The 25,701-nt window shown below is 71.2% G+C and carries 21 protein-coding genes, 4 tRNA genes and 2 pseudogenes; 9 read left to right on the top strand and 18 right to left on the bottom strand.

The genetic code is table 11. The annotated features are described in order from the left end of the window. Positions 1–14 precede the first annotated feature (14 nt). A complete protein-coding gene (pdxT, locus tag ACQPXB_RS27590; protein WP_366576881.1) occupies positions 15–659 on the bottom strand; it encodes a pyridoxal 5'-phosphate synthase glutaminase subunit PdxT in 645 nt (214 codons plus the stop codon). 453 nt (positions 660–1,112) lie between these two features. Here pdxT and pdxS point away from each other — a divergent pair, with 453 nt between their 5' ends. After that, entirely contained in the window at positions 1,113–2,027 is a 915-nt protein-coding gene (gene pdxS, locus ACQPXB_RS27595; protein ID WP_366576883.1) for a pyridoxal 5'-phosphate synthase lyase subunit PdxS, read from the top strand. A 40-nt stretch (positions 2,028–2,067) separates the two neighbouring features. Here pdxS and ACQPXB_RS27600 read toward each other — a convergent pair whose 3' ends face one another. Beyond that, positions 2,068–2,631 (bottom strand): helix-turn-helix domain-containing protein, encoded by a 564-nt coding sequence (locus ACQPXB_RS27600; protein ID WP_366577007.1) that lies wholly within the window; start codon positions 2,629–2,631, stop codon positions 2,068–2,070. Positions 2,632–2,701: 70 nt separating this feature from the next. Here ACQPXB_RS27600 and ACQPXB_RS27605 point away from each other — a divergent pair, with 70 nt between their 5' ends. Next, positions 2,702–3,397, top strand: coding sequence for an AzlC family ABC transporter permease (locus ACQPXB_RS27605; RefSeq protein ID WP_432844931.1), 696 nt, complete (start codon positions 2,702–2,704; stop codon positions 3,395–3,397). Then, entirely contained in the window at positions 3,397–3,717 is a 321-nt protein-coding gene (locus tag ACQPXB_RS27610) for an AzlD domain-containing protein (RefSeq protein WP_366576887.1), read from the top strand. Before ACQPXB_RS27605 ends, ACQPXB_RS27610 begins: the two co-directional genes overlap by 1 nt. 4 nt (positions 3,718–3,721) lie before the next feature. Here the strand turns inward: ACQPXB_RS27610 and ACQPXB_RS27615 are convergent, their stop codons facing one another. Beyond that, positions 3,722–4,687, bottom strand: a complete 966-nt coding sequence (locus ACQPXB_RS27615; protein WP_432844932.1) for a DUF5937 family protein — start codon at positions 4,685–4,687, stop codon at positions 3,722–3,724. Positions 4,688–4,746: 59 nt separating this feature from the next. Next, the gene (locus tag ACQPXB_RS27620; protein WP_432844933.1) at positions 4,747–6,186 is read right to left on the bottom strand and encodes an FAD-binding oxidoreductase; all 1,440 of its coding nucleotides are present in this window, start codon (positions 6,184–6,186) and stop codon (positions 4,747–4,749) included. Between the two features lie 144 nt (positions 6,187–6,330). On the opposite strand from ACQPXB_RS27620, the gene ACQPXB_RS27625 reads away from it, so the two are divergent. Further along, a complete protein-coding gene (locus ACQPXB_RS27625; protein WP_366576893.1) occupies positions 6,331–8,442 on the top strand; it encodes an elongation factor G-like protein EF-G2 in 2,112 nt (703 codons plus the stop codon). Positions 8,443–8,460: 18 nt separating this feature from the next. Here ACQPXB_RS27625 and ACQPXB_RS27630 read toward each other — a convergent pair whose 3' ends face one another. The 10 genes and pseudogenes from ACQPXB_RS27630 to ACQPXB_RS27675 form a co-directional block, all read right to left on the bottom strand. Beyond that, on the bottom strand, positions 8,461–8,973 hold the full coding sequence (locus ACQPXB_RS27630; RefSeq protein WP_366576895.1) for an XdhC family protein: 513 nt from the start codon (positions 8,971–8,973) through the stop codon (positions 8,461–8,463). A 35-nt stretch (positions 8,974–9,008) separates the two neighbouring features. Further along, the gene (locus tag ACQPXB_RS27635) at positions 9,009–9,497 is read right to left on the bottom strand and encodes an NUDIX hydrolase (protein ID WP_366576897.1); all 489 of its coding nucleotides are present in this window, start codon (positions 9,495–9,497) and stop codon (positions 9,009–9,011) included. Beyond that, positions 9,494–10,639, bottom strand: coding sequence for a glycosyltransferase family 4 protein (locus tag ACQPXB_RS27640; protein ID WP_366577009.1), 1,146 nt, complete (start codon positions 10,637–10,639; stop codon positions 9,494–9,496). The genes ACQPXB_RS27635 and ACQPXB_RS27640 overlap by 4 nt, the downstream gene beginning before the upstream one ends. 16 nt (positions 10,640–10,655) lie before the next feature. Beyond that, a complete protein-coding gene (locus ACQPXB_RS27645; RefSeq protein ID WP_366576899.1) occupies positions 10,656–11,573 on the bottom strand; it encodes a phosphatidylinositol mannoside acyltransferase in 918 nt (305 codons plus the stop codon). Between the two features lie 161 nt (positions 11,574–11,734). Beyond that, positions 11,735–12,343 (bottom strand): annotated as a pseudogene (pgsA, locus tag ACQPXB_RS27650) (phosphatidylinositol phosphate synthase); the annotation flags it as partial. Between the two features lie 100 nt (positions 12,344–12,443). Next, positions 12,444–12,974, bottom strand: coding sequence for a MarR family winged helix-turn-helix transcriptional regulator (locus tag ACQPXB_RS27655; RefSeq protein ID WP_432844934.1), 531 nt, complete (start codon positions 12,972–12,974; stop codon positions 12,444–12,446). Positions 12,975–13,141: 167 nt separating this feature from the next. Then, positions 13,142–13,690 carry an HIT family protein gene (locus tag ACQPXB_RS27660; RefSeq protein WP_366576903.1) on the bottom strand — a complete coding sequence of 183 codons (549 nt, stop codon included), beginning with the start codon at positions 13,688–13,690 and terminating at the stop codon, positions 13,142–13,144. Further along, positions 13,687–15,714: a threonine--tRNA ligase gene (gene thrS, locus ACQPXB_RS27665; RefSeq protein WP_432844935.1), complete on the bottom strand. Its 2,028-nt coding sequence runs from the start codon at positions 15,712–15,714 to the stop codon at positions 13,687–13,689. Before thrS ends, ACQPXB_RS27660 begins: the two co-directional genes overlap by 4 nt. A gap of 179 nt (positions 15,715–15,893) precedes the next feature. Continuing rightward, positions 15,894–17,471, bottom strand: coding sequence for a sugar transferase (locus tag ACQPXB_RS27670; RefSeq protein WP_432856807.1), 1,578 nt, complete (start codon positions 17,469–17,471; stop codon positions 15,894–15,896). Between the two features lie 994 nt (positions 17,472–18,465). After that, a tRNA-Val gene (locus ACQPXB_RS27675) sits at positions 18,466–18,540 on the bottom strand. Positions 18,541–18,925: 385 nt separating this feature from the next. Here ACQPXB_RS27675 and ACQPXB_RS27680 point away from each other — a divergent pair. The 4 genes from ACQPXB_RS27680 to ACQPXB_RS27695 all read left to right on the top strand — a co-directional run bounded on the left by ACQPXB_RS27680 (position 18,926) and on the right by ACQPXB_RS27695 (position 19,723). Next, positions 18,926–19,351 (top strand): SsgA family sporulation/cell division regulator, encoded by a 426-nt coding sequence (locus ACQPXB_RS27680; protein WP_005159130.1) that lies wholly within the window; start codon positions 18,926–18,928, stop codon positions 19,349–19,351. A 127-nt stretch (positions 19,352–19,478) separates the two neighbouring features. Next, positions 19,479–19,551 (top strand) — tRNA-Gly (locus ACQPXB_RS27685). A gap of 25 nt (positions 19,552–19,576) precedes the next feature. Beyond that, positions 19,577–19,647 (top strand) — tRNA-Cys (locus tag ACQPXB_RS27690). Between the two features lies 1 nt (position 19,648). Continuing rightward, positions 19,649–19,723 (top strand) — tRNA-Val (locus tag ACQPXB_RS27695). A gap of 49 nt (positions 19,724–19,772) precedes the next feature. Here the strand turns inward: ACQPXB_RS27695 and ACQPXB_RS27700 are convergent. Continuing rightward, positions 19,773–20,423 (bottom strand): integrase, encoded by a 651-nt coding sequence (locus ACQPXB_RS27700; RefSeq protein ID WP_432844936.1) that lies wholly within the window; start codon positions 20,421–20,423, stop codon positions 19,773–19,775. A gap of 576 nt (positions 20,424–20,999) precedes the next feature. Between ACQPXB_RS27700 and ACQPXB_RS27705 the strand changes: the two genes are divergently transcribed. Continuing rightward, complete coding sequence (locus ACQPXB_RS27705; protein WP_432856810.1) at positions 21,000–21,233, top strand: hypothetical protein; 234 nt, start codon at positions 21,000–21,002, stop codon at positions 21,231–21,233. Here the strand turns inward: ACQPXB_RS27705 and ACQPXB_RS27710 are convergent. The 3 genes and pseudogenes from ACQPXB_RS27710 to ACQPXB_RS27720 all read right to left on the bottom strand — a co-directional run bounded on the left by ACQPXB_RS27710 (position 21,191) and on the right by ACQPXB_RS27720 (position 25,663). Then, positions 21,191–22,395 (bottom strand): annotated as a pseudogene (locus ACQPXB_RS27710) (IS110 family transposase). The gene ACQPXB_RS27705 and the pseudogene ACQPXB_RS27710 overlap by 43 nt on opposite strands. Positions 22,396–22,846: 451 nt before the next feature. Further along, the gene (locus ACQPXB_RS27715) at positions 22,847–23,323 is read right to left on the bottom strand and encodes a (2Fe-2S)-binding protein (RefSeq protein WP_432844937.1); all 477 of its coding nucleotides are present in this window, start codon (positions 23,321–23,323) and stop codon (positions 22,847–22,849) included. A gap of 9 nt (positions 23,324–23,332) precedes the next feature. Further along, positions 23,333–25,663, bottom strand: coding sequence for a molybdopterin cofactor-binding domain-containing protein (locus ACQPXB_RS27720; RefSeq protein WP_432844938.1), 2,331 nt, complete (start codon positions 25,661–25,663; stop codon positions 23,333–23,335). Positions 25,664–25,701 lie beyond the last annotated feature (38 nt).

Consider the following 25,701-nt stretch of genomic DNA (forward strand, 5'->3'; position numbering starts at 1 on the left):
GCCGCAATCCCTGCTCAGGCTTCTCGCACGAGCTCGACGAACAACCGGTGCACCCGCTCGTCCCCGGTGATCTCCGGGTGGAACGCCGTGGCCAGCACCGACCCCTGCCGGACGGCGACGATCCTAGCCTCGCGCCCGCCACCGTCGGGGTCGTCGGGCACGAGCGACGCCGGCACGGTGGCCAGCACCTCGACCCCCGCCCCCGCCTTCTCGACCCACGGGGCCCGGATGAACACCGCGTGCACGGGCCCGTCTTCGACACCCGCGAAGTCGAGGTCCACCTCGAACGAGTCGACCTGCCGGCCGAACGCGTTGCGCCGGACGACCACGTCGAGCCCGCCGAGCTGCTGCTGGTCCGGGCGCCCGTCGAGCGCCTGGCGCGCCAGCAGGATCAGCCCGGCGCACGAGCCGAAGGCGGGCATCCCGTCCGCGATCCGCGCCCGCAGCGGCTCGAGCAGCTCGAAGCTCTCCAGCAGCCGCGACATGGTGGTGGACTCCCCGCCGGGGAGCACCAGGCCGTCCACTTCGGACAGTTCCGCCGCGCGGCGCACGGGCACGGCGTGCGCGCCCGCGCGCTCCAGCATCGCGACGTGCTCGCGCACGGCGCCCTGCAGGGCGAGCACGCCGACCGTCGGCCGTGCTCCCGAAGCTGTCGCCACCCGACCTCCCGAAAGACGTTCTGCTCAGCTTAGGGGGACGCCTCGCGGGCCTCCCGGCCAGGTCAGCGGGCAGTCGGCCGGCTGTCACCCACCCGAGCGACGGGGCCGGCCACCGGACCCCGGCCCCGCCGAGTGGCCTTCTCGAAACGTCGCCGAGTGGCCACCTCGAGGGGGATCTTGCCGGAGCTCAGCACACCCGCGGGCCGGGCGGCAGCGGGAATCCGCGTGGCCGCCCCCACAGATACCTCCAGGATACCCCGCCGGCGCCGGTGCAGGTCAGCGTCGATCCGGCGGCACGTGACGCGCCCGACACCGCCCGGCGGCGAGCGGATCCGCAGGTGGTGGCCACGCGAAAAGTGGACTGCCGAGATAGCCGGGCACTGGCCTGGTTCACCGGTCCACCGCGCCCCTACGCTCGAAGGCGCAGCAGTCCGTCCCGAGAAAGGCCCCGAGGTGTCCGAGCAGCAGACCACCCCCGAACCCCAGTCCGTCACCGGCACCGCCAAGGTCAAGCGCGGCATGGCGGAGATGCTCAAGGGCGGCGTGATCATGGACGTGGTCACCGCCGAGCAGGCGAAGATCGCCGAGGACGCCGGCGCGGTCGCGGTCATGGCGCTCGAGCGCGTGCCCGCCGACATCCGCGCCCAGGGCGGCGTCGCGCGCATGAGCGACCCGGACCTGATCGACGGCATCATCGAGACCGTCTCGATCCCGGTCATGGCGAAGGCCCGCATCGGCCACTTCGTCGAGGCGCAGGTGCTGCAGTCGCTCGGCGTCGACTACATCGACGAGTCCGAGGTGCTCACGCCCGCCGACTACGCCAACCACATCGACAAGTGGGCCTTCACCGTCCCCTTCGTCTGCGGTGCGACCAACCTGGGCGAGGCGCTGCGCCGGATCACCGAGGGCGCGGCGATGATCCGCTCCAAGGGCGAGGCCGGCACCGGCGACGTCTCCAACGCCACCACCCACATGCGCCAGATCCGCGCCGAGATCCGCAAGCTGTCCTCGCTGCCTGAGGACGAGCTGTTCGTCGCGGCGAAGGAGCTGCAGGCGCCGTACGAGCTGGTCAAGGAGGTCGCGCAGAACGGCAAGCTGCCGGTGGTGCTGTTCACCGCGGGCGGCATCGCGACCCCGGCCGACGCGGCGATGATGATGCAGCTCGGCGCCGAGGGCGTGTTCGTCGGCTCGGGCATCTTCAAGTCCGGCAACCCCGCGCAGCGCGCCGAGGCCATCGTCAAGGCGACGACGTTCTACGACGACCCCGACGTGCTGGCCAAGGTCTCGCGCGGCCTGGGCGAGGCGATGGTCGGCATCAACGTCGAGGAGCTGCCGGAGCCGCACCGCCTCGCCGAGCGCGGCTGGTAGGCCCCGGGTTTTTCACCGCGGGGTTCCCGGGTACCGCTTCTCACGAGTACTCGGAGATCTCCACCCCGAACGTGCCGGGCTCCAGCGCCTCGAAGATGTGCGGCACGTCCCCGGGGTAGCAGATGTAGTCGCCGGGCAGGAGCTCGACCGGGTCGTCGCGCACGCCGACGCGGGCCCGCCCGGCGCAGATCACGATGTGCTCGACCACGCCGTTCATGTGCGGGTCCGACCTGCGCGGAGTGCCCGGCTCCGCGCGGATCACGTACAGGTCCCGGCGCGCCGACGGCGGGCACGCGGACAGCAGCGTGCACGCGTAGTCGGCGTGCTCGGCGAACACCGTCGGCCCCTTGCCCGCGCGGATCACGCGGACCTGGGGCCGTTCGGGTTCCACGAGCCGGGAGAACGGCACGTCGAGCGCCACGCCGAGGGCCCACAGCGTCTCGACGCTCGGGTTGCCCGAGCCCGACTCCAGCTGCGACAGCGTCGACTTCGCCAGGCCGGCGCGGCGCGCGACCTCGGTGAGCGACAGGCCCGCGCGGGTGCGCTCGCGCCGCAGCGACGCGGCGATGATCTCCAGCGGCGCGCCGCCGGTCTCCTGCGACATCTGTGTTCGCTCCATCAGTCTTTCCGTTCGCCTTGACGAACACCCGGTTCTGTGTTCAGCATAAGACACTATGCGTTCGATTTGGCGAACACTCGACCGGGAGCTGACCCGGGACATCGCGCTCGTCTGCCTGGCCGACGGCCTCGTGGGCGTCTCCTACGGCGCCATCGCGGTGGGCTTGGGGTTCCCGCTGTGGGCTCCGATGCTGCTGTCGCTGCTGGTCTTCGCCGGCGCGTCGCAGTTCATGCTGGTGGGCATCATCGCCGGCGGCGGCAACCCGCTGGCCGCCGTGGTCGCGGGCCTGCTGGTGAACGCGCGGCACCTGCCGTTCGGCTTCGCGATCGGCGACGTGTTCGGCCCGAAGTGGGCCGCCCGCATCGCCGGCAGCCACCTGATGATCGACGAGTCGGTGGCCTTCGCCCTGGCCCAGCGCGATTCGGGGCGCCGGCGTGCCGCCTACTGGGCGTGCGGCGCGGGCCTGTTCGTCGCGTGGAACGCCGGCTGCGTCGCGGGTGCGTTCGCGGGCACCGCCATCAGTGACACCGCCGCGTTCGGCCTGGACGCCGCGTTCCCGGCCGTGCTGCTGGCCCTCGTCCTGCCGTCGTTGCGCGACCGCGCCACGCGGCTGCCCGTCGCCGTGGGCGTGGTGGTCGCCCTGGCGGCCACCCCGTTCCTGCCCGCGGGCCTGCCGGTGCTGCTGGCGCTGGCCGGCGTACTCGTCGGCGTGGCGGCCAAGGAACCGAAGACGCTGGAAGGAGCCCACTGATGGACGGCGTCGAGCTCCTGATCGCCACCGTGGTCCTCGCGGCGGGCACGTTCGCCTTCCGCTTCGCCGGGCCGGTGCTGCGCACGCGCGTGCACCTCTCCCCCCGTGCCCAGCGGCTCATGGCGCTCTCGGCCGTCGTCCTGCTGGCCGCGCTCGTCGCGACGAGCGCGCTGACGGAAGGGCACGCGTTCGCCGGCATCGCCCGCCCGGCCGGGGTGCTGGTCGGCGGGGTGCTCGCGTGGCGCAAGGCCCCGTTCGTGGCCGTGGTCGTGGCCGCCGCGGCGACGGCGGCGCTGCTGCGGCTGGCCGGGGTGCCCTGAGCCCTCAGTCGTCGGCCGCGGTCACCACGGCGTCGGCGGCGACCGTTCGCGAGTGGACGCCGTCGGGGGCCGTGGCGATCAAGCCCGCGGCACGCAGGAGCTGGAGGTGCTTCGCGACGACGCCCTGCTTCAGGCCCGTGCGGCGCGCCAGCTCGCCGAGGTCCGCCGCCGTGGTCAGCGAGGTGAGGAGCGTGCTGCGGCTGCGGCCGAGCACTCCGCGCAGGGCGGCCGACGACGAGGTACCACCGGCTTCCCACAGGCCGGCGACGCCGCGGGCCGGATAGCGCAGCACGGGCTGCCGGCCCGCGTGGGTTCGTGAGATCACGCGCGGCCAGACGAACACCGACGGCGCCAGCACGAGCCCGTGGCCGTGCGGCGCGCCCGTGGCGGGGACGAGCCGCTGGGCGACGATCAGCGCGCCCTCGGCCCAGTGGACGGCGGGCGCGAGGTCGTGGAACAGGTCCTCCGCCGCGCCGGCGGCGAGCAGCCGCGACCGGTGCAGCACGTCGCCTTCCAGCAGCGCCCGCATGCGTGGCCACGCGGGCGCCAGCGCCACCGCCCAGTACCGCTCCATCAGCCCCGCGAGCCGGTCGAGCCCGGCCTCCGGGTCGCGGTGCAGGCGGGTCAGCGCGGCCGAGCGCGGCGGGTCCATCGCCTCCAGCTCGCGCCGCACCGCGCGCGGGGCGACGTCGCGCAGGTCCGCGAGCTCGTCGGCCAGCTGCGGCACGGGCGAAGCCGGTGCGGGCGTGAGGAACCGCGGCACCGAGCGGCCGGCGACGAGATCGGCGAGTGGCGTGACGTCGATCCCCGCGTCGGCCAGCGCGCCCGACGCCTTGCGCACCCACGGCAGGTGCAGCGCGTGCTCGCCCGGGCGGGCCAGCACCCGGACGCTCGCCACGATTTCCCACAGCGGGGAGAACGCGAGCCTCGTTCGCGCGAGTTCGTCCGCCGACCACGCCAGCTCAAGCACGTTCCTCCTCCTCGAAAAAACGGGAATCGGAGAAGTGTAAAACGATCCGTTGTGGACAGTCAGGCCGGGGCTACCCCTTGGGGGAAGGAGAACACGCGGTCCGGGTCGTAGCGCCGGGCCACTGCGCGCAGCCGGGGCAGGTTGCCGCCGTAATAGGCCTGGCCCCACTCCGGCATTTCCGGATCGAGGTAGTTGACGTAACCGGTGGTGCCGAATTCCGGCCCGAGCCCGTCGCGAATTCGCCCGATCGCGCGCCTTGCCGCGGCCTCGGTCGCGTGCTCCAGCCCGTGGGTGAACTGGAAGCTCGCGAGCGCCCGGCGGTGCGGGAAAGCCGAGTCGCCGCGCGCGATCGCGCCGCCGCCACCGTCCACGATCGTGTAAGAATCCGGGTCCTCGCTCAGCAGTTCCAGGACCGCGGCCGGGTCCTGCGCCGGGCGCATCAGCATCAGTGACGTCGCGACGTACGCGGCGGTCCCGATCTTGCCCGTGCCACCACCCCAGCCGGGGCCGCACCCCGAACCCGCGAGGTCCGGGCAACCGGCGAAGTACCGCATCGCGCCGAGGAAATCCGTCTCCGGCTCCTCCCGTTTCAGCGGCGCCGCGCCGACCCGGCGGACGAAATCGTCGAGGATCGGCTTCAGCCGGCTGCGCGGACCCACGAAGCAGCCGCCGAAGTTCGCCGCCGTGGCGCCGAGCCCGAGGTCGGACCAGAGCTCGTCGGGCATCCGCGGCTGCCAGTCCTGCCATTCGGCGAGCAGCGTCGCGGCCGTCTCGGGCGGGAACTGCAGGCTGAAGGACGTGAGGGCCGGCGCCTGGGCGGTCCGGAAGGTGAACGACGTGACGATGCCGAAGTTGCCGCCCCCGCCGCCGCGCAACGCCCAGAACAGGTCCGCGTCCTGGTGCGCCGACACCGTGCGCGCCACGCCGTCGGCCGTCACGACCCGCGCCGACTCGAGCTGGTCGCACGTGAGCCCGAGCTTGCGGCCCAGCACCCCGACTCCCCCGCCGAGCGTCAGCCCGGCGATGCCGACGGTCGGGCACGTGCCCGCGGCCAGCGCCCGCCCCGCGGTCCCCAGCGCCTGGTACACCGGGCCCAGCCGCGCACCCGCCCCCACCACGGCCCGTCCGTGGTCGAGGACGCGGATCCCGGCGAGCCGCCCGACGTCCACCACCAGTCCGCCGTCCACAGTGGAGTATCCGACGTAGCTGTGCCCGCCCGAGCGCGCGGCCACCGGGATGGCGTGCTGCGCGGCGAAGTCCACGCACGCCTGCACGTCCGCCTCGCTCACGCAACCGGCGATCGCGGCCGGATGGTGGTCGTACAGCGTGAAATAACCGTGACGAGCGGCCTCGTACCCCGCGTCGCCGGGTACGAGCAACGTCCCCGAAAGCCGTCGCCGCAGGGCCGCCCACCGGTCCGCCGTGGTGGCCCCCAGGCCCGCCGCCACCGGTACCGCCGCCCCGGACGCCCACAGGAACGTGCGCCTGCTGATCGTCATCCCGTCCCCCGCCACCCGGCCCGAAGCCGGAACACACCGGGGAGCAAACGCGTGGTCCCCCCGGCCCTGCCTTGCCCTGCGCAGGGTAGCGGGTGTGTGATCGAGGACACATCGCGTACACCAGCCGTTCGCCGAGGAGTCGCCATGGCCGACAAACAGAGCAGGAGTACCGACACCGGGGCCGCCGTCGCTGTGGCCGACCCCGCCCGAGTACGCAACGTTGTGCTGGTGGGGCCCTCGGGGTCCGGGAAGACCACCTTGACCGAAGCGTTGCTCGCGGCGTCGGGCACCGTCCCGCGCGCCGGCTCGGTCGTCGAGGGCACCACGGTGTGCGACCACGACCCGGCCGCCGTGCGCCAGCAGCGGTCCGTCGGGCTGTCGGTGGCCCCGGTGCTGCACCAGGGCCACAAGATCAACCTCATCGACACCCCGGGCTACGCCGATTTCGTCGGCGAGCTGCGCGCGGGGCTGCGCGCCGCGGACGCCGCGCTGTTCGTGGTGTGCGCGGCCGAAGGCGTCGACGCCGCGACGGTCGCCGTGTGGGAGGAGTGCGCGTCGGTCGGGATGCCCCGGGCCGTGATCGTCTCCCGCCTCGACCACCACCGGGCCGACGCACTCGCGGAGATCGCCGCCTGCCAGGCCGCGTTCGGTGCGGGCGTGCTGCCGCTGTACCTCCCGGCTCGCGACGGGCTGGTCGGTCTCATCACCCAGCGCTACTTCGACTACTCCGCCGGCTACCCGCCGCGGATCGGCGAGCCCGATCCGGCCGACCTCGCCGGCCTCGAGGACGCCCGCAACGAGCTCATCGAGGGCATCATCGCCGAGAGCGAGGACGAGACCCTCATGGAGCGTTACCTCGGCGGCGAGGAGATCTCCGAGGACACGCTCATCGCCGACCTCGAGACGGCGGTGGCGCGCGGGTCGTTCCACCCCGTCATCCCCGTGTGCGCCACCAGCGGCATCGGGCTCGCGGAGGTGCTCGACGGGATCGTGCGCGCGTTCCCGTCGCCGCTGGAACACACGCTGCCGGGCGTGACGACTCCCGACGGCGGCCCGCACGGCGACCTGACGGCCGACCCCGCGGGGCCGCTCGCCGCGGAGGTCGTGCGCACGGCCGTGGACTCCTATGTCGGCCGCGTGTCGCTCGTCCGAGTGTTCTCGGGGACGCTGCGGCCGGAGAACGCCGTGCACGTGTCCGGGCACGGCCTCGCCGAGCGCGGGCACGAGGACCACGACGCCGACGAACGCGTGGCGCACCTCTATTCACCGCTCGGATCCGCGCTGCGCGAAGTTCCCTACTGCGTGGCGGGCGACCTGTGCGCGCTGACCAAGGTCGGCTCGGCCGAAACGGGCGACACCGTCTCGTCGCCGGACGACCCGCTGGTGATGAAACCGTGGCGCATGCCCGAGCCGCTCCTGCCCGTCGCCATCATCGCCAAGACCCGCAGCGACGAGGACACGCTCTCCCGCAACCTTTCGCGGCTGGTGGCCGGAGACCCGACGCTGCGGCTCGACCGCAACGCCGAAACCGGCCAGCTCGTGCTCTGGTGCATGGGTGAGGCGCACGCCGACGTCGTCCTGTCGCGGCTGCGTGCCGGCGGCGCCGACGTGGACACCGAACCGGTGCGCATCAGCCTGCGCGCCACGTTCGGCAAACCCGCCCGCGGCCACGGCCGCCACGTGAAGCAGTCCGGCGGCCACGGCCAGTTCGCCGTGTGCGACATCGAGGTGGAACCGTTGCCGCGCGGCAGTGGGTTCGAGTTCGTCGACAAGGTCGTCGGCGGCTCGGTGCCGCACCAGTTCATCCCGAGTGTCGAGAAGGGCGTGCGCGCGCAGCTCAAGCGCGGGCTCATGGACGGGCACCCGGTCGTCGACGTGCGCGTGACGCTCGTGGACGGCAAGGCCCACAGCGTCGACTCGTCGGACGCGGCGTTCCAGACCGCCGGGGCGCTCGCGCTGCGGGAAGCCGCGGCGGCCAGCCGGATCACGTTGCTGGAACCCCTCGACACCGTCGCCATCACGCTCCCGGACGAGCACCTGGGCACCGTGCTGGGCGATCTGTCGTCGCGGCGGGGGCGCGTGCTCGGCACCGAGTCGGGCGAGGGCGGCCGCACGGTCATCAACGCCGAGGTGCCCGCCGCGGAGCTCCTGCGCTACGCGATCGACCTGCGCTCACTGAGCTCGGGCACGGCCACGTTCACCCGCGTCCACGCCCGGTTCGAACCGCTGCCGGAAGGAGCGGCGATGCCCCTGTGAACCCGGTGGTCACACCGGTCAGAACTCGAAGCCGCCCGGCTTGCCGTTGCGGTCGGCGATGAGGCCGGCCAGCACGGCGATGGCGATCTCCGCCGGCTTGCGCGAGCCGATGTTCAGCCCCACGGGGCGGTGCACCCGCGCGATGTCCGGGGCCGGCACGCCCAGCGCCGTCAGGGCCGCCACGTGCGGGCCTTCGTGCCGCGGGTTGCCGAGCACGCCGACCCAGCGGGCCTCCTCGGCGAGCGCGTCGCGCAGCACCGGGCCCAGCTCGGTGCGGTGGTGGTCGGTCACCACGACGTCCGCGGTCTTGTCGACCGACGGCATCGAGGTGCGGATGTCGCACGCGGACTGCACGTCGGTGGCGCGCGCGGCGTCCGGCTCGAACAGCACGGTGTGGTAGCCCAGGTCGGCGGCGTAGCTCAGCAGGTACCGGGCCACCGGCGACGCGAACACGGCGACCAGCGTCCGCGCGTCGGGGTTCGCTTCGGGAGCACCGTGGGCGACGGCGCAGGCATCCGGTTCGACGGTCATGCGGCTCAGTCTGCCGCCGTCACCCCGAACTCCGGTCACACGTCGGGTTCGGCGAACTCGAAGTACTCCGGCAGCGGCGCCGTCCCGGCGAGCTTGAAATACCGCACTTTCCGCCGGCGCCGCAGCGCGAGCGTGTCGCGCACGGCGTCGTTGTGCACGCGGCGCGCGATGACCACGCGGTGCTCGGCGTCGGTGAGCTCCTCGGCCAGCGCCGGCGGCAGCGCTGTCCGGTCGATCGCGCCGAGCCTCAGGGTCAGCTCGTTTTCGTCGGCCTCGCGTTCGGCGCGGGCCGCGCGTTCGGCCCGCTCGGCCGCGGCGTGCAGGCCGGGACCGGTGCCGTCCAGCAGCGCGGCGACGGCCCGCGCGACCACCGCCCGCCGCGCCAGCGCCGCGTCGAGCGCGGCCCAGCCGGCGTCCATGCGCACGTGGAGGCGGTCGAGGCGGTTGGCCGTCGCGACGAGGAACAGCCCGCCCAGCACCACGATCGCGGCCAGCACGGGGATCAGCCACGCGAGCCAGCTCACCGCGCGAACTCCCGTTCCGCGGGGACGACCAGCCTCGGGTCGGCGGCGATCGCGGTCTCGTACACGCGCAGCACTTGGGTGACGACGACCGACCAGTCGTACCCCGTCACGCGCTCCCCCGCCGCCGCGGCCAGCGACGCGCGCCGCGCCGGGTCGCCGAGCAGCTCGCGCAGGCCGTCGGCGAGCGCGCCGGCGTCACCGGTCGCCGCGAGCTGCCCGGCCTTGCCGTCGTCGAGCACGCGGCGGAACGAGTCGAGCCCGCTGGCCAGCACGGGCGTGCCCGCGGCCATGGCCTCGGTGAGGATCATGCCGAAGCTCTCGCCGCCGGTGTTCGGCGCGCAGTACACGTCGACGCTGCGCAGCGCGCGGGCCTTCGTGGCGTCGTCGACCTGGCCGAGCAGCTCGACGTGCGGCCACAGCTCGGGCCCGGCCATGCGCCGCAGCTGGTCCGGGTCGCCGCGGCCGACCACGAGCAGCCGCAGGTCCTCGAACTCCGGCAGCAACCGGCGCGACGCCTCCAGCAGCACGTCCATGCCCTTGCGGGGTTCGGTGAACCGGCCGACGAACCCGACCGTGCCGCCCGCGCGCGGGTAGCCCTCCAGCGGCGTGGCGCGGGCGAAGAATTCGGCGTCGACGCCGTTGGGGATCTCCACCGCGTCGCCGCCGGCGTGCTCGACCTGCACCCGCCGGGCCAGCGCCGACACCGCGATGCGCGCGGTGATCTTCTCCAGCAGCGGCCGCAGCACGGGCTGGAATGCCGCCAGCGTGCGCGAGCGCGTGGTCGCCGTGTGGAAGGTGGCGACGATCGGCCCGTCGGCCACCTTCAGGGCCAGCAGCGACAGGCTGGGCGCGGCCGGTTCGTGCAGGTGCAGCACGTCGAACCCGTTGTCGCGGATCCAGCGGCGCACCCGTGCGTAGGAGACGGGCCCGAACTGCAGCCGTGCGACCGAGCCGTTGTACGGGATGCCGAGCGCCTTGCCCGCCGGGTGCACGAAGTCGGGCAGCACGGCGTCCTCGTCGGCCGGCGCCAGCACGGACACGTGGTGTCCCCGCGCGATGAGCGCCCGCGCGAGGTCGATCACGTGGCCCTGCACCCCGCCCGGCACGTCGAACGAGTAGGGGCACACGATCCCGATCTTCAGCCCGCCCACCACCGGGTCAGCCCACTTCTTCGAGGCTGGCGCGTTCGCCGGCCTCGAGGTCGGCGAGCCAGATCTTCTGCAGCATGTGCCAGTCGGCCGGGTGCGCCGCGATGTCGCCGGCGAACGCGTCGGCCAGCGCCTGGGTGGCCGCGGGGACCTCGGCGCGCGCGGTGACGCGGATGCGCGGGTGCACGCGGACCTGCCAGCCGTCCTCGCTGAACCACGAGCCGACGGGCAGCAGCGCCGCCCCGGTCGTGGCGGCGAGCCGCGCCGGGCCCGCGGGCATGCGCGTGCGCTCGCCGAAGAACCGCACGGGGACCCCGCTCGCGGTGAGGTCGCGGTCGCCGACGAGGCACACGACTTTGTTCTCGCGCAGGCGTTTCAGCAGCAGGCGCATCGCCGCGCTGTCGCCGGTGAGCGGCACGATCTCGAACCCGAGCGCCTCGCGGTAGGCCACGAACCGGTTGAACAGCGACTCGGGCTTCAGGCGTTCGACGACCGTGGTGAACCCGCCGAGCCGGTCGGCCAGCCACACCCCGATCGCGTCCCAGTTCCCGCTGTGCGGCAGCGCGATCACCGCGCCGTTGCCCTCGGCGAGGGCGGCGTCGATGTTCTCGACCCCCGTGATCGCGGCCCCGACCTTGGAGATCACCTCGGCGCGGTCCATCGACGGGAGCCGGAACGTCTCGTACCAGTACCGCGAGTACGACCGCATGGCCCGGCGGACGAGCTCGTCGAGCTCCGTCTCGTCGGCCTGCGGCACGACCCGCGCGAGGTTGGCGCGCAGCTGCCGCACGCCCCCGCCGCCGCGGCGGGTGGCGAGGTCGGCGCCCAGCGCGAACACCGCCGTCCCCATCGGCTCGGGCATCCGGCGGGCGAGCTGCCAGCCCGCCGTGTAGCCGAACTCGCCGAGCCGCTGGGACAGCGCGCTCACGGCTGCGCCCCGCCCGTCTGCACGTCGCCGGTCGTGGCCTGCTCGGCCGGCGCGGCGGCTTGCCCGGCCTGGGTGGGTTTCTCGGCCTGCGCGGGTTGCTCGGCGCGGGTGGGTTCCTCGGTCTGCGTGGCCTGGCCGGCCTGCGCGGTCTGCTTCGCTTGCTCGGCCACGGCTCGCGCGGCCTTCGCGACGGCGGCACCGCGCTGCAGCAGCGTGATCACCGACAGCACGGCGAGCAGCCAGAGCGTGATCTCCACCGTGTAGGGCACGCCGAGACCGTGCAGGCCGGTGCCGACGAGCGCGATGATCAGCCGCTCGGCCCGCTCGACGAGCCCGCCGTCGGCTTCGAGGCCCGATGCGTCGGCGCGGGCTTTCACGTAGGAGATGACCTGGGCGAGCACCAGGCAGATCAGGGCGGCCGCCGCCGCGCGGTTGTTGTGGTCGACCACGAAGCACCACCACGCGATGGCGGCGAACAGCGCGCCGTCCACCAGGCGGTCGCACGTGGCGTCGAGGACGGCTCCGAACGGGGTGCCGTAGCCGCGGGCCCTGGCCATCGCGCCGTCGAGGAGGTCGAGCATGGCGAACCCCCACACGGTGAAGGTTCCCCACAGCAGGAGTCCCTGCGGGAAGAAGACCAGCGCGCACGCCACGGCACCCGCGGTGCCGATCACGGTCATCGCGTTCGGAGTCAGTCCGGCACGGACCAGCGTCCGACCGATCGGATCGGTGACGCGGGATACTGAGGCACGGGCGAAAATGTTGAGCATCTCGTCGTCTGGTGCACCTGGCTCGGGGGTGGGTGGGCCACGAAAGCCTATCGACCCGCCGTCACGGGCCCGACGTCCCGCCCCGCGACCCGCCGGGCGATCAGCCTGATTTCGGCAGTTCGACGACCGGGGCCACGAATTCGCCCGCCCCCTCGGCGGCGATCGCGGCCGCGCACTGGGGCCGCAGACCGCCGAGGATCGCCGAGCTGATCTCGCCCAGCTGGTGCGCCTGCTCCGGTGTCAGCCGGTCGAAGAGGCTCTCGCGCACGGCCTCGACGTGGCCGGGGGCGGCCGCTTCGAGCGCCGCGAACCCCGCGTCGGTGAGCACCGCCCACGCGCCGCGCTTGTCGGTGGGGCACGACTCGCGCCGCACCCAGCCCTTGCCCTCCAGGCGCGCCACGGCGTGGGACAGCCGACTGCGCGAGGAGCCGCGCGCTTCGGCGAGCTCGCTCATCCGCTGTCGGCGCCCGTCGGCCTCCGACAGCGCGACCAGGACCTCGTAGTACGTGTGCGGCATGCCCGAGTCGTGTTGCAGCTGGCCTTCGAGGTGCGCTTGCAACAGCGCGGCGGCCTGGGAGAAATCACGCCAGACGCGTTGCTCGTCTTCGGAAAGCCAGCGAGGTTCGGACATACCTCCATGCTACCCCTGATTGAGTGCTCAATTACTCATCCGGCCAAAGGTAGGCCGACCCCCTGGCGGCACGTAACCGTTGCTACGAAGCCATTCGGCCGTGACTGTGGTCGGGTGAGTAATGATCGGCACAGACCGCGTCGGTACACTCGCGCGCCCCGTGGTCTTCACCACGCGTCGGCCAGGAGTTTCCTCGTCTCGCCGAGCAGCTGCGGCAGCACCTTCGTGTGCCCGATCACCGGCATGAAGTTGGCGTCGCCGCCCCAGCGCGGCACCAGGTGCTGGTGCAGGTGCGCCGCGATGCCCGCGCCGGCGATCACGCCCTGGTTCATGCCGATGTTGAACCCGTGCGCTGCCGACACCTCACGCACCACGCGCATGGCGTGCTGCGTGAACTCGGCCAGCTCGCGCGTTTCGGCCTCGGTCAGGTCGGTGTAGTCGGCCACGTGGCGGTAGGGCACCACCATGAGGTGACCGGGGTTGTACGGGTACAGGTTCAGCACCGCGTACACCGTCTCGCCGCGCGCCAGGATCAGGGCCGCTTCGTCGTCGAGGCTGGGGATGCGGCAGAACGGGCAGCCGTCGGACTCGTCGTCGTCCGGCTTCTCCTGCCCCTTGATGTAGGCCATCCGGTGCGGGGTCCACAGTCGCTGCAACGCGTCCGGGACCCCCACTCCGTCCTGCTCGACGATCTCGGGACCGTCCGCGTCGCTCACCGCAGGATCTTCTCCACGGCCTCCGCGCTCGGCGAGGCGTTCTCCCGGCCGGCCACCCACTCGGCGATGGCGTCGACGGCGGTGTCCACGGACACGCCGTTGATCTGGCCGCCGTCGCGGAAGCGGAACGACACCGCGCCCGCCTCGGCGTCCTTCGCGCCCGCCAGGAGCAGGAACGGCACCTTCTGCGTGGTGTGGGTGCGGATCTTCTTCTGCATGCGGTCGTCGCTCGCGTCGACCTCGGCCCGGATCCCCTTGGCGCGCAACGCCTTCTGCACCCCGTCGAGGAACTCGACCTGGTCGGCGGTGATCGGGATGCCCACGACCTGCACCGGCGAGAGCCACGCGGGGAACGCGCCGGCGTAGTGCTCGGTCAGCACACCGAAGAACCGCTCGATCGAGCCGAACAGCGCGCGGTGGATCATCACCGGGCGCTGGCGCGAGCCGTCGGAGGCGGTGTACTCGAGGTTGAAGCGCTTGTTCTGGTTGAAGTCCAGCTGGATCGTGGACATCTGCCAGGTCCGGCCGATGGCGTCGCGCGCCTGCACGGAGATCTTCGGGCCGTAGAAGGCGGCGCCGCCCGGGTCGGGCACGAGCTCGAGGCCGGAGTCGATCGCGGCCTGCCGCAGCGTCTCCGTGGCCTCTTCCCACTCCCAGTCCTCACCGATGAACTTCTCGGAGTCACCGCGGGTGGACAGCTCCAGGTAGAAGTCCGACAGCCCGTAGTCGGCCAGCAGGTCGAGCACGAACTTCAGCAGCGAGCGCAGCTCGCCGGGCATCTGCTCCTTGGTGCAGTAGATGTGCGAGTCGTCCATCGTCAGGCCGCGCACGCGGGTGAGGCCGTGGACCACACCGGACTTCTCGTAGCGGTACACCGTGCCGAACTCGAACAGCCGCAGCGGCAGCTCCCGGTACGACCGCCCGCGCGAGCGGAAGATCAGGTTGTGCATCGGGCAGTTCATGGCCTTGAGGTAGTAGTCCTCGTCCTCGAACTTGACCGGCGGGAACATCGTGTCGGCGTAGTAGGGCAGGTGGCCGGAGGTGTGGAACAGCTCGCCCTTGGAGATGTGGGGCGTGTTCACGAACTCGTAGCCGGCCTCCTCGTGGCGGCGGCGCGAGTAGTTCTCCAGCTCGCGGCGGATGATGCCGCCCTTGGGATGGAACACCGGCAGGCCGGAACCGATCTCCTCCGGGAAGGAGAACAGGTCGAGCTCGGCACCGAGGCGGCGGTGGTCGCGGCGCTCGGCCTCGGCGATGCGCTCCAGGTACGCGTCCTGCGCCTCGCTCGACTCCCACGCGGTGCCGTAGATCCGCTGCAGCTGCGGGTTCTTCTCGCTGCCGCGCCAGTAGGCGGCGGCCACGCGGGTGAGCTTGAACGCGGGGATGAACTTGGTGGTGGGCACGTGCGGGCCGCGGCAGAGGTCGCTCCACACGCGCTCCTTGGTGCGCGGGTCGAGGTTGTCGTAGATCGTCAGCTCGCCGCCACCGACCTCCATCACCTCGTCGGTGTCCACTTCGGACTTGAGGTCGACCAGCTCGAGCTTGAACGGCTCGTTCGCCAGCTCCTTCTTGGCCTCGTCGACGGAGTCGAACACGCGGCGCGAGAACTGCTGGGCACCCTTCACGATCTGCTTCATACGCTTCTCCAGCGCCTGCAGGTCTTCCGGGGTGAAGGGCTTGTCGACGGCGAAGTCGTAGTAGAAGCCGTCCTTGACCGGCGGCCCGATGCCGAGCTTCGCGTCAGGGAACTCCTGCTGCACGGCCTGGGCCAGCACGTGGGCGGCCGAGTGGCGGATCACGCTGCGGCCGTCCTCGGTGTTGGCCGCGACGGGCTCCACCTCGGCGTCGGCCTCCGGCGCCCACGCGAGGTCGCGCAGCTTGCCCTCGGCGTCGCGCACCACGACGATCGTGTCCGGGCCCTTGGTCGGCAGCCCGGCCTCGCGGACCGCGGCTCCCGCCGTAGTACCCGCCGGGACCACCACGCGCTCGGCGGGGACGGCGGCGGCTGACGGCGGATGCGACACGATCGGCTCCTTCTGGGGCAAGTGACGGGGATGACTCCGGTCGATGCTAGTCGTCGGCCCGCGGGCGCCTCACGCGTGTCGGCGCTAACCGCGACGGCCCGGCCGGGCTCGTCTCCCTGCACCGCGGAAGCGGCCGCCGACCGGGTGGTCGGCGGCCGCTCCGCAGGGCGTGGCCCGGCTCAGTAGGCGCCGTCCCCGCCGACGACGGCCCGGAAGGTCTTCCACAGGATCACCAGGTCCAGCGCGAGCGACCAGTCCTCGACGTAGCGCAGGTCGAGCCGGATGCTGTCGGCCCAGGAAAGGTCGCTGCGGCCGCTGACCTGCCACAGGCCGGTGAGGCCGGGCTTCACGAGCAGGCGGCGGCGGGCGTCGGGCGCGTACTGGCGCGTCTCCTCCGGCAGCGGCGGCCGGGGCCCGACGAGCGACATGCGTCCGTAGAGCACGTTGAACAGCTGGGGCAGCTCGTCGAGCGAGTAGCGGCGCAGCAGCCCGCCGACGCGGGTCACGCGCGGGTCGCGCTTCATCTTGAACAGCGGCCCGGCGCCTTCGTTGGCCTCTTCGAGGTTCTGCCGGATCTTGTCGGCGTCGGGGACCATCGTGCGGAACTTCAGCATCGTGAAGTTCTCGCCGTCCTTGCCGACGCGGCGCTGCTTGTAGATCACCGGGCCTCGGTCGCCGAGCTTCACGGCGAGCGCGATCGCCAGCAGCAGCGGGGAGAACAGCGTCAGCAGGAACGCCGCGCCACAGCGGTCGACGGCCTCCTTCACGAGCCGGCGGCCACCGGTGAACCGCGGCGCCGTGACCCGCAGCAGGGGCATGCCGAGCACACCGGAGACGTTGAGCCGCGGCCCCGCGACCTCCATCAGCACCGGCGCCACGACCAGCTCCGCGGCGGTGCCTTCGAGGTCCCACGCGAGGCGCTGGAGCCGCTTCGGCGTCCAGTACTGGTCGGCGGTGATGGCGACGACGCGGTAGCCGCCGCGGCGCACGTGGCGGGAGAGCTCCTCGAGCCGGCCGACCACGGGCACGCCGTCGATCTCGCCGCTGCCGGAGCCGGCGCCCCCGCCGTCGACCGTGCAGACCGCTTCCACGCGCCAGCCGACGTGCGCCTCGGTCTTCGTGCGGGCGATGAGGTCGGCCACCGTCCCGGGGCTGCCGGCCGCCATCACGGGCAGCAGGCACAGGCCGCGTCGGCGCTGGCGGTGCAGGACCTGGCGCAGCAGGTACCGCTGCGGGAAGGCGAAGAGCGCGATCACGGGCACCACGATGAACACCCACGGCTGCACGTCGAGCGCGCGGAAGAGCAGGCCGCCGAGCGCCACCAGCACGGCGGCGGTGATGAGGCCGCGGCCGAGCGTCCGGTACTCCTCGGGACCTTCGCCGAGCACGCGCGGGCTCCACGCGCGGCTGACCGGCAGCGCGCACAGCACCGCCAGTGCTGTGCCGAACGCGTGCATGTCCTGCGGCGCCACGCGGTCGATCACGAAGGCGCTGACGCCGATCACCACGAAGGCGGCGACGATGTCACTGGCGATGACCCAGGCGCGGTAACGCTTCTCCCACGAAGCGGGATGCGATTTCGCCGTGGTCGACTCGACGGGCGCGGGCCCCGGTGCGTTCACGGCCGGCACGGGGTGCGCGGTCGCGGTTTTCCCGGTCCTCGCGCCGGCGGGTGCGGGGATCTCCGGCATCGCCTGGAGGTCGATGTGCGGCGGCGGTCCGCTGACCGTGGATGTGGGCCGCACCGACTCTTCCATCAGACCTCCCAGGAGCATGGTTCGAAGGTCTCCGCCGGCACGCTGAGTGAACGAGTTTGATCTCGGAGCGTGATCATGACCTTACCCGATTCAGCCACCAAAGGAGCGACACACGCCAAGGTATCGGCGGCTATCCGGGACTCGTTACAAGGATTTCCAGCCACATCCTGCGGCTGCTTCACGCAAATGAATGGCTTGAAGATAACAGGATGATGACGATGAGTAATAAGTGGCAACCCACCGATAACTACGGAATGTAGTCAATGTTCCACCACTGTCCGCGGCGGGGCGGGGCGTCCCGGCCACCGGGATGTTCCACTGTGGACACTCCGGTCCGGACGCGTCCACAGTGGATTTCCCCGAAGGCTCGGCGGATCGGATCGCGCCGGCGGTGACATTCTGCTTCGCGGTGTCACGGCGTCGGGTTTTCGTCGCACGTGAGGCGCCGGCCGGGCGCCATACTCCCCCGGGGTGCGCGGGCCGGCGCACCGATCACGCCGTGCTCCCACCGCGGAATCGCCGCGTTCACCCGTCTTGCCGAACCGGGCCCGCCGATACCAGAGGCTGTGGGGGCGCCTCGGAAGCGCGGCAGATTCACCGGAACGGCCGCGCCCCGGACGGAAACCTTCGAACGTCGGCGGACCGCGCCGCCGGCCCGCGGCCGGAGTTGCGGCGAACTGCGTGCGGCCGTTCGGGTGGTTCGAATCCTGACATGATCGAGAAAGTGCTCAGGATCACACTCAAAGTGCCTCACGGAGTCCTCGTGCCACAAAACCGACGCGAGCCGTACGGCGAAGGTCATTTGTCCGCGTGCGACCTGCAAATTGCAGGTCAGGAAGCCGTGCCGAGACCGTTGTGGAGCCGTGATCGACCAGGTCGGGCCGGATCCCCCCGGACGCCGCGCCGGTCCGGGCCGTCGCGAGGTGCTGACCTGCGAAGATTCTTGCGCGAAAAACAGTCGAGGCCCCGGATCGTGAGATCCGGAGCCTCGATGTGGTGGGCGATACTGGGATCGAACCAGTGACCTCTTCGGTGTGAACGAAGCGCTCTCCCCCTGAGCTAATCGCCCGCTCGTGGAGTAAAGACAACTCTACAACACGACTTTCGAGGGCCTGCAAACGGGTGGTTGGCGCCGAACACCCTCCGTCTACCAGCGAATACGGAGCGAACAACCCCGAGCTAGCCAGGGTTGTGCCGCGGTGGGGCCGCTCGCGCCCGGCTTCGACATCCGTGCGACGGTGCTATCGCGCGGCGGTCGAACCGCGCAGTATGTACGTGTGGCTGCCCAGCGGGCGCCCGCGGAAGGCTGCGCGGCGCGGGCGACGACGGACGGAACGGTACTGCCGACCACGGACGGGTGATCTCCGGAGAACCCGCGACGGAATCGGCTTCCCGGAGCGTCTCATCGTCGTCCTCGGTCGTCCGGGCCGGGAAGGGAGACGAAGGGTAGGACGATGCGCAACGATCACGTGACGCTCCGCTCGACGGCGGTCTTCGACCTGCTGGCGCCGCGGACCCCGGCGGTTCCGGTCAAGGTTGAACTGCGCTACGACACTCGCGACCCCTACGCGGTCGTCGCCGCCTTCCGCACCGGCCGCGCGGGCTGGGTCGAGTGGGTCTACGCCCGCGACCTCCTCGCCGACGGCCTCCTCGCCGACGCCGGCGACGGCGACGTGCGGATCCGCCCGTCGGTCGAAGACCCCGAGTCCGTGCTCATCGAGCTCAACTCCCCCTCCGGGCACGCCATGTTCGAGGCCTCCGCCCAGGAGCTCGCCGACTTCCTCGACCGCACGTACGACGTGGTGCTCCCCGGCAACGAACACCTGTGGGTCGACGTCGACGACGCCCTGACCCACCTCATCCCCAACGATCTCGCCTGATCACAGCCCCGCAACCGGCAGATGGCCCCCCGGTGACGGGGCGGTTTTCGGGGTCCGATATGGTTCTCTCACACCACGGCGACGGGGTGCCAGGCCACTGACCAGGCACTCAGGACCCGCGGAGAGTGCGGACGTAGCGCAGCTGGTAGCGCATCACCTTGCCAAGGTGAGGGTCGCGGGTTCGAATCCCGTCGTCCGCTCGAAAGGCTCTTCGAGGCCTTGCACGGTGGAGTGGCCGAGAGGCGAGGCAACGGCCTGCAAAGCCGTGTACACGGGTTCGAATCCCGTCTCCACCTCGCGCGATTAGCTCAGCGGGAGAGCGCTTCCCTGACACGGAAGAGGTCACTGGTTCAATCCCAGTATCGCGCACCAGCTAAAACCGCAGGTCAGAAGCCCTGTCCCTCCCCGGAGGGGCGGGGCTTCAGTCGTCAGATGGCGATGAAATGGCGATCGGCCCAGAACCCGGGTCCAGCCCCCGCCGGGACCTTAGGTGCGGGAACCAGGACACCAGCTTGGCCCGCTCCCCCGGGTACAGAGAAGCCAGCGACCGCAGCCATCGCTCCTCTAGCGCGTCCAGGATCTCGTTCACCATCGCCGGGGTCACATGGTCGTAGACCCGCGCGACGCCCTTCATCTTCTGGCCCAGCCGGGCGCGCCGCGCGACCTCCGGGATCCCGTCCTCAGTCAGCCACGTGGCGTGGGTGTGCCGGCCTTCGTGGAAGGTGAACATGGGCAGAATCGGCGGTCGCCGCTCCCCCGCCCCAGCGTCGTCCAGCTCGACCCCGTCCCACGCCGGCCGCCAGAACCGGAACCGGAAATTAGACCGCCGCCAAGGGTGCCCCTCCGGCGTGGACAACACAAAGGGATGCCGATGGCTGTCCATCAGCTCCTCGTACAACACCGCGATCCCGGGCGGCAGCGCCACGAAGCGAGTACCCGCCGGTGTTTTCGTCCGCCCCTTCTTCGGCCGGGCGTTCCCGCGCCGTGCGGGAGGCCGCTGCCGGCCCGGTGAGCGATCGCGATCACTCTTCCGGTCGCCCTTGTAGACCTTCCCACCGATCTCAGGGCCCACAGCTGGAAATGCTGGTCAAGCCACCACACGGCTAGGAAGGAGCGCTCATGGTCCGGGACGCGAGGGTCGGCGTACAGGCACGACGGCGGCTAGCAGTCCGGCATGCAGAATGAAGGTCGGCTCCATGTCCTCGACACTGCGACGTCTAGCAGTGCGGAGACAGGCCGTTCGGCGAGCTGTGGACAACTCGCCCCGCCGAGGTCTACGCGGCCGCCTGGCCGAGCATTGACGACGATCATGTTGCGATCAGTGCACGTCAGAGGCGCAAGTCGAACACTTGTTCGAGCAAGCTGCTCCTGGCGAAGAGGTGCGGGGAGCTGCGCATGGCCGCGTTCAACAACCCTGCGGGCCGTGGCGGGAGATCGAGCGCCTGGCGTCGGGTCGCGCCGCGCCGTCGGTGCAGGGGGATGGCGGGGACTCGCCAGCGTGGTCGCGTAACGCAACGGCTACCGCCCGCCCGACGGCCTGCGGCGCCACCCCGCTACAGAAGTCGGGGCCGACCGCGTGCCCTACTCCGAGCTGCACACGCACTCCTACTTCTCGTTCCTCGACGGCGTCTCGTCCCCCGAAGCGCTCGTGGAAGAAGCGGTGCAGCTGGACCTGGACGCCGTCGTGCTGACCGACCACAACGGCATGTCCGGCGCCGTCTGCTTCGCAGAAGCCGGCCGGGATCTGGGGATCCGCACCGGGCATGGTGCCGAGTGGCCAGCAGGCCACCGCCGCGCGCGAGTGGTGCACATCCGGCGGGGGGTGTCCCTATGTGGTTGTCAAGCCGCGACCGGGACTGGTGCTGGTTGGGGGTGGCGGTAGTGGGTGCTGTTGCGGAGCATGGCGTAGAGGACGTCGCAGCGGCGGCGGGCGAGGCAGATGAGGGCGGCGTTGTGTTTCTTGCCTCGGCGCGTTTGCGGTCGTAGTAGGTCCTGCTGGTCGGATCTGCCAGGGCGGCGAACGCGGCGAGGAAAAAGGCGCGTTTGAGTTTGCGGTTGCCAGTCCGCGCTGGATGCTCGCCCTTGATCGAAGACCCAGAACTGCGGGTGACGGGGGCGATGCCCGCGTAGGCGGCCAAGTGCCCGGAGCTGGCGAAGTTGGAGGCGTCGCCGACTTCGAGGAGGATGCGGGCTGCGGTCCTGGCCCCGATGCCGGGCATCGAGATCAGGACCCTGGCAAGAGGGTGCGCATCGAGTATCCCCTCGACCTGCTCGGCGACGGTTTTGCGTTGCTGAAGCACGGTTTTCAGGCTGTCCGCGAGCCGGGGCAGCACGGTGTCTGCGGCTGCGGCGCCTGGAACGGTGACCGTTTGCTCGTCGAGAGCGGTCATGATCGCGTCGACGAGTGTGTCGCCCATGCGGGGCGCGTGGACCTTGGCGATCGCGGTGAGTTTGCGGCGGCCCGCTTTGGCGATGCCGGCCGATCCGCCGCAGCGGGAGAGGATTTCCAGCACGGCCGGGTGACTGATCCTGGGTCCGATAGCGCGCTCCAGGGCGGGGTGGATGCCGGTGAGCAGGCCGCGGATCCGGTTGGCGATCCGGGTGGCCTCGCCGGCCAGGTCGTTGTCGAACCCGACCAGCACCGCCAGCTCGGCCAAGGCTTCGTCGCCGACGTCGACCGGACGCAGCGTGTGGGGCAGCGAGCAGGCGGCGTCGGCGATGATGAACGCGTCCCGGGCATCGGTCTTCGCCCGGCCCGGGTAGCGATCGGCGATGCGGCGCATTGCCAGCCCGGGCAGGTAGGCCACCTGATGACCAGCCGCACGAGCGACCGCGACCGGCAGCGCCCCGATCGTGGCCGGCTAGTCGACCACGACCGGCAGCGGTCCGTGCTGGGCGAGCTTGTCGAACAAGGCCCGCAGCTTGGGTTCGGTGTTGGGCATCGGCCCGTCGTGCAGCCGCTTCCCGTCCGGGTCCAGGCCGACCGCGTGGTGGTCACCTTTGCCGACATCCAGGCCGAGGAACACCCCCAAACTGCTGCTCATCCACCATGCCGTTCGTTCGCCGCGACGTGGTCACCGGGTTGGGCATCGATGGCCGGCACCCACGTTACGACGAGACCTACCAGTTGGTGGCCGTGTCCCTATTCAGCGGTCCCTCGATGCGATCAAACCCGGTGACACCACCCGCCGGATCATGGGTTCGGCTGGGGGACTAAGTCATGCCGGGCCCGGCGACCACGAACTCCTTGATCAGGAGCTACGAAGAAGGTAGCGGGGGAGCATGCGTCGTCCCGGACTGGCTGTCGGGGCACCCCGGCGACGGTTGGCAGGCCCAGTGGCTGTGATCCGGGGCCGACGAACGCACGTGCGCGCCGTTCCTCACAGGCCGACGCCGAGGTGAGGTCGCGTCGGCCACGCCGATCGTCACAACGGTGCGAGCTTCGGTCCGCCGGAGCGTGTCGCCGGCCAACCGGCGACACGCTCAGAACGGCGCTCACATGTTCTTCGCACCATCCACAATGGCCTCCCGAATCCGGGCGTAAGTGCCGCACCGGCAGATGTTGCGGATGTCGTCGAGGTCGTCGTCGGTGAGGCCGCGGCCGGCTGCGCGGGCCTGGCGGACTTTGGCCACCGCGGCCATGATCTGCCCGGGCTGGCAGTAGCCGCACTGGGCGACGTCCTGCTGCAGCCACGCTTCCTGCATCGGGTGCAGGTCCTTGCCGACAGTGGCGGGCAGGCCTTCGATCGTCGTGATCTCGTCAGTGGGCGCGATTTTCGAAACAGGCACCGAGCATGGGTTGAAGGCCTTGCCGTTGATGTGGCTCGTGCACGCCTTGCACACGTCGAGCCCACAGCCGTACTTCGGGCCTTTCACACCGAGGCGGTCGCGCAGCACCCACAGGAGCCGTTCGGTGTCCTCGGCTTCGACCGTGACCTGCTCACCGTTGAGCTTGAAGGTATGTTGTGGCACGGAGAACTCCTAGTAGGCGTAGTCGAGACCGTCGACGGGGGAAGGCGGCGTGGAAGGGTCCAACGGCAGCGGCTCGAACGAGAGCGTGCCGTGGTTGATCGGGAACGAGGTCGGCATCTTCCCGGTGGCACGGGCATAGGCACACGCGACGGCGGCGAACGACGGCGCGACCGCCAGTTCCCCGGCGCCGCTCGGGGTGTCCGAGGTGTTCGGCATGATCACGACCTGCGTCTCGACGGGGGTGTTCCACTCGCGCGTGTAGAAGTAGTTGTCCCAGCTGCCTTCGAGCGGGATGCCGTCCTTGATGTGGAGGCTGGAGGTCAGGCACATTGCGATGCCGTCGTTGAGGCCGCCGATCATCTGCGCTTCGAGGCCACGCGGGTTGATCGCGAACCCGGGATCGACCACGACGAGCGCCTTGGTCACGCGCGGCCCGGTCACCGCCTCGCGGACCTTCCGGTTCACCGTCTCCGGGCGGCAGTCGATCTCCACCAGCACCGCCACGGCGCCCTTGTACTCCGAGTGCAACGCGATGCCCTGGGCGGTGCCCGTCGGCATCGACCGGCCCCACGCACCGACCTGGACGGCCTTGTCGAGCACCGCGCGCAGCCGGGCGTCCTTGAGGAACTCGCGCCGGAACTGCACCGGGTCCTTGCCCATCTTCTTCGCCAGCTGGTCGACCACCAGCTCTTCGGCTGTCACCACGTTCGGCGAGTAGATGTTGCGCATGCTGCCGGTGTTGAACTTCAACGGGATCTCGTTGAGCAGCTGCGTGGTCACGCCGAAGTTGTAGGGCGAAGACTGCGTCAGCTCGAAGATCGACTCCGCGAAGCTCAGGTTGCCCGCGATTGGCAGCTTCGCCGTGGTGGAGGTGAGCATCTCGCCGAGGCCGTGGCTGAACTCCGTCTGAACGCTGGTGTGCCGCTGCTCGAAGCTCACCACGTTGCCGAGGGCGTAGGTGGCGCGCACCCGCGAAACGCACATGGGGTGCACTCGGCCCTGCCGGAAGTCGTCGGTGCGCGACCACATGAGCTTGACCGCTTTGCCCATCTTCTTCGACGCCTCGGCGGCTTCGAGCGCCGCGTCGTGGAACAGGTGCCGGCCAAACGAGCCGCCGCCCTGGGTCACGTGCACGGTAACGGCGCTCTGTGGCAGACCCACCGCCTGCGCGATCTGCTGCTGCGCGACGATCGGCACCTTCAAGCACGACCAGATCTCGGCGCGGTCCGAACGGACGTCGGCAATCGCCGAGCCGGTCTCGAGCGGGCTGTTGCTGGCGAACGCGAAGGTGAACTCCGCGTCGAATGACTGCGTCAGCACTCCCGGCACGACCAGCGGCAGCTGCGCGGCCTTGAGCTTCTTCAGCACAGTCGCGTCGGATTCACCGTCGACGGTGCCAGGACCCCAGTCCACCTTCAGCGCGCGGATGGCGTCGATGCACTGCCCGAACGTCTCGGCCCGCACGGCCACGCCGTGGGAGATCGCCGCGATGTCGGTGACGCCGGGCATTGCCTTGACGTCGGCCTCGTTCTGGATCGAGCGAACCGTGCCGTTGATCGTGGGCGGCCGGGCGACCATCGTCGGCAGAGCGCCGGGGACGTCGTGATCGAGGGTGTACTTCTTGCGCCCGGTCACGGCTTCGTAGGCGTCGATGCGGTTCTGCGCGGTGCCGAGCACCTTGAAGTCCGCCCGCGACTTGAGCTCCGCCGTGGCGCTGGTGGTCTTCACGGCGGCGGCGGCCTTCGCGAGCGAGCCGTACGACGCCTGCTTGCCGCTGGTGTGGTGGACCATCCCGTCGGCGGTGCGCAGCTCCGACTCGGACACCCCCCACTGAGCGGCGGCCGCCGAGACCAGCCGGGCCCGGGCGATCGCCGAGACGGTGCGGACCGGGGTGAAGATGCTCCGCATCGAGTTGGAGCCGCCCGTGAGCTGGTTCATCAGCAGCTCCGGGCGGGCGTCGGCGAGCGTGACGTCGACCTTCGACAGCGGAATGTCGAGCTCTTCGGCCACCATCATCGCCACCGCGGTGGTCATGCCCTGGCCCACCTCGGTCCGTGGCACCGCGAACGACGCGCGCCCGTCCGTCCCGATCTGGACGCTGATCAGGCCGGACGTGGGTGCGGCGGCGAGGTTCTGCAGGTCACCGAGGTCGAAGAGGTCCTCGGGCTGTGGGAGGGACGGAAGCGCGGCGTCGGCCGCCTGCGGCGCTACTCCGGCCTGGGTGATCTGCGCGGCGACGGCGAGCGTCGGTGCCGCCAGCACGAAGCCCAGGAAACGGCGCCGGTCGATGTGCCGCGGCGCGTCCGGCGTGGGCCGGGCGTCGTGGTCCTGCTGTGCCATGGACTGCGGGTTCCTCTCGAACGACGGTGTCGGAGAAG

It is taken from the genome of Amycolatopsis sp. CA-161197 (assembly GCF_050942255.1).
In the GTDB taxonomy this organism is placed as follows: domain Bacteria; phylum Actinomycetota; class Actinomycetes; order Mycobacteriales; family Pseudonocardiaceae; genus Amycolatopsis.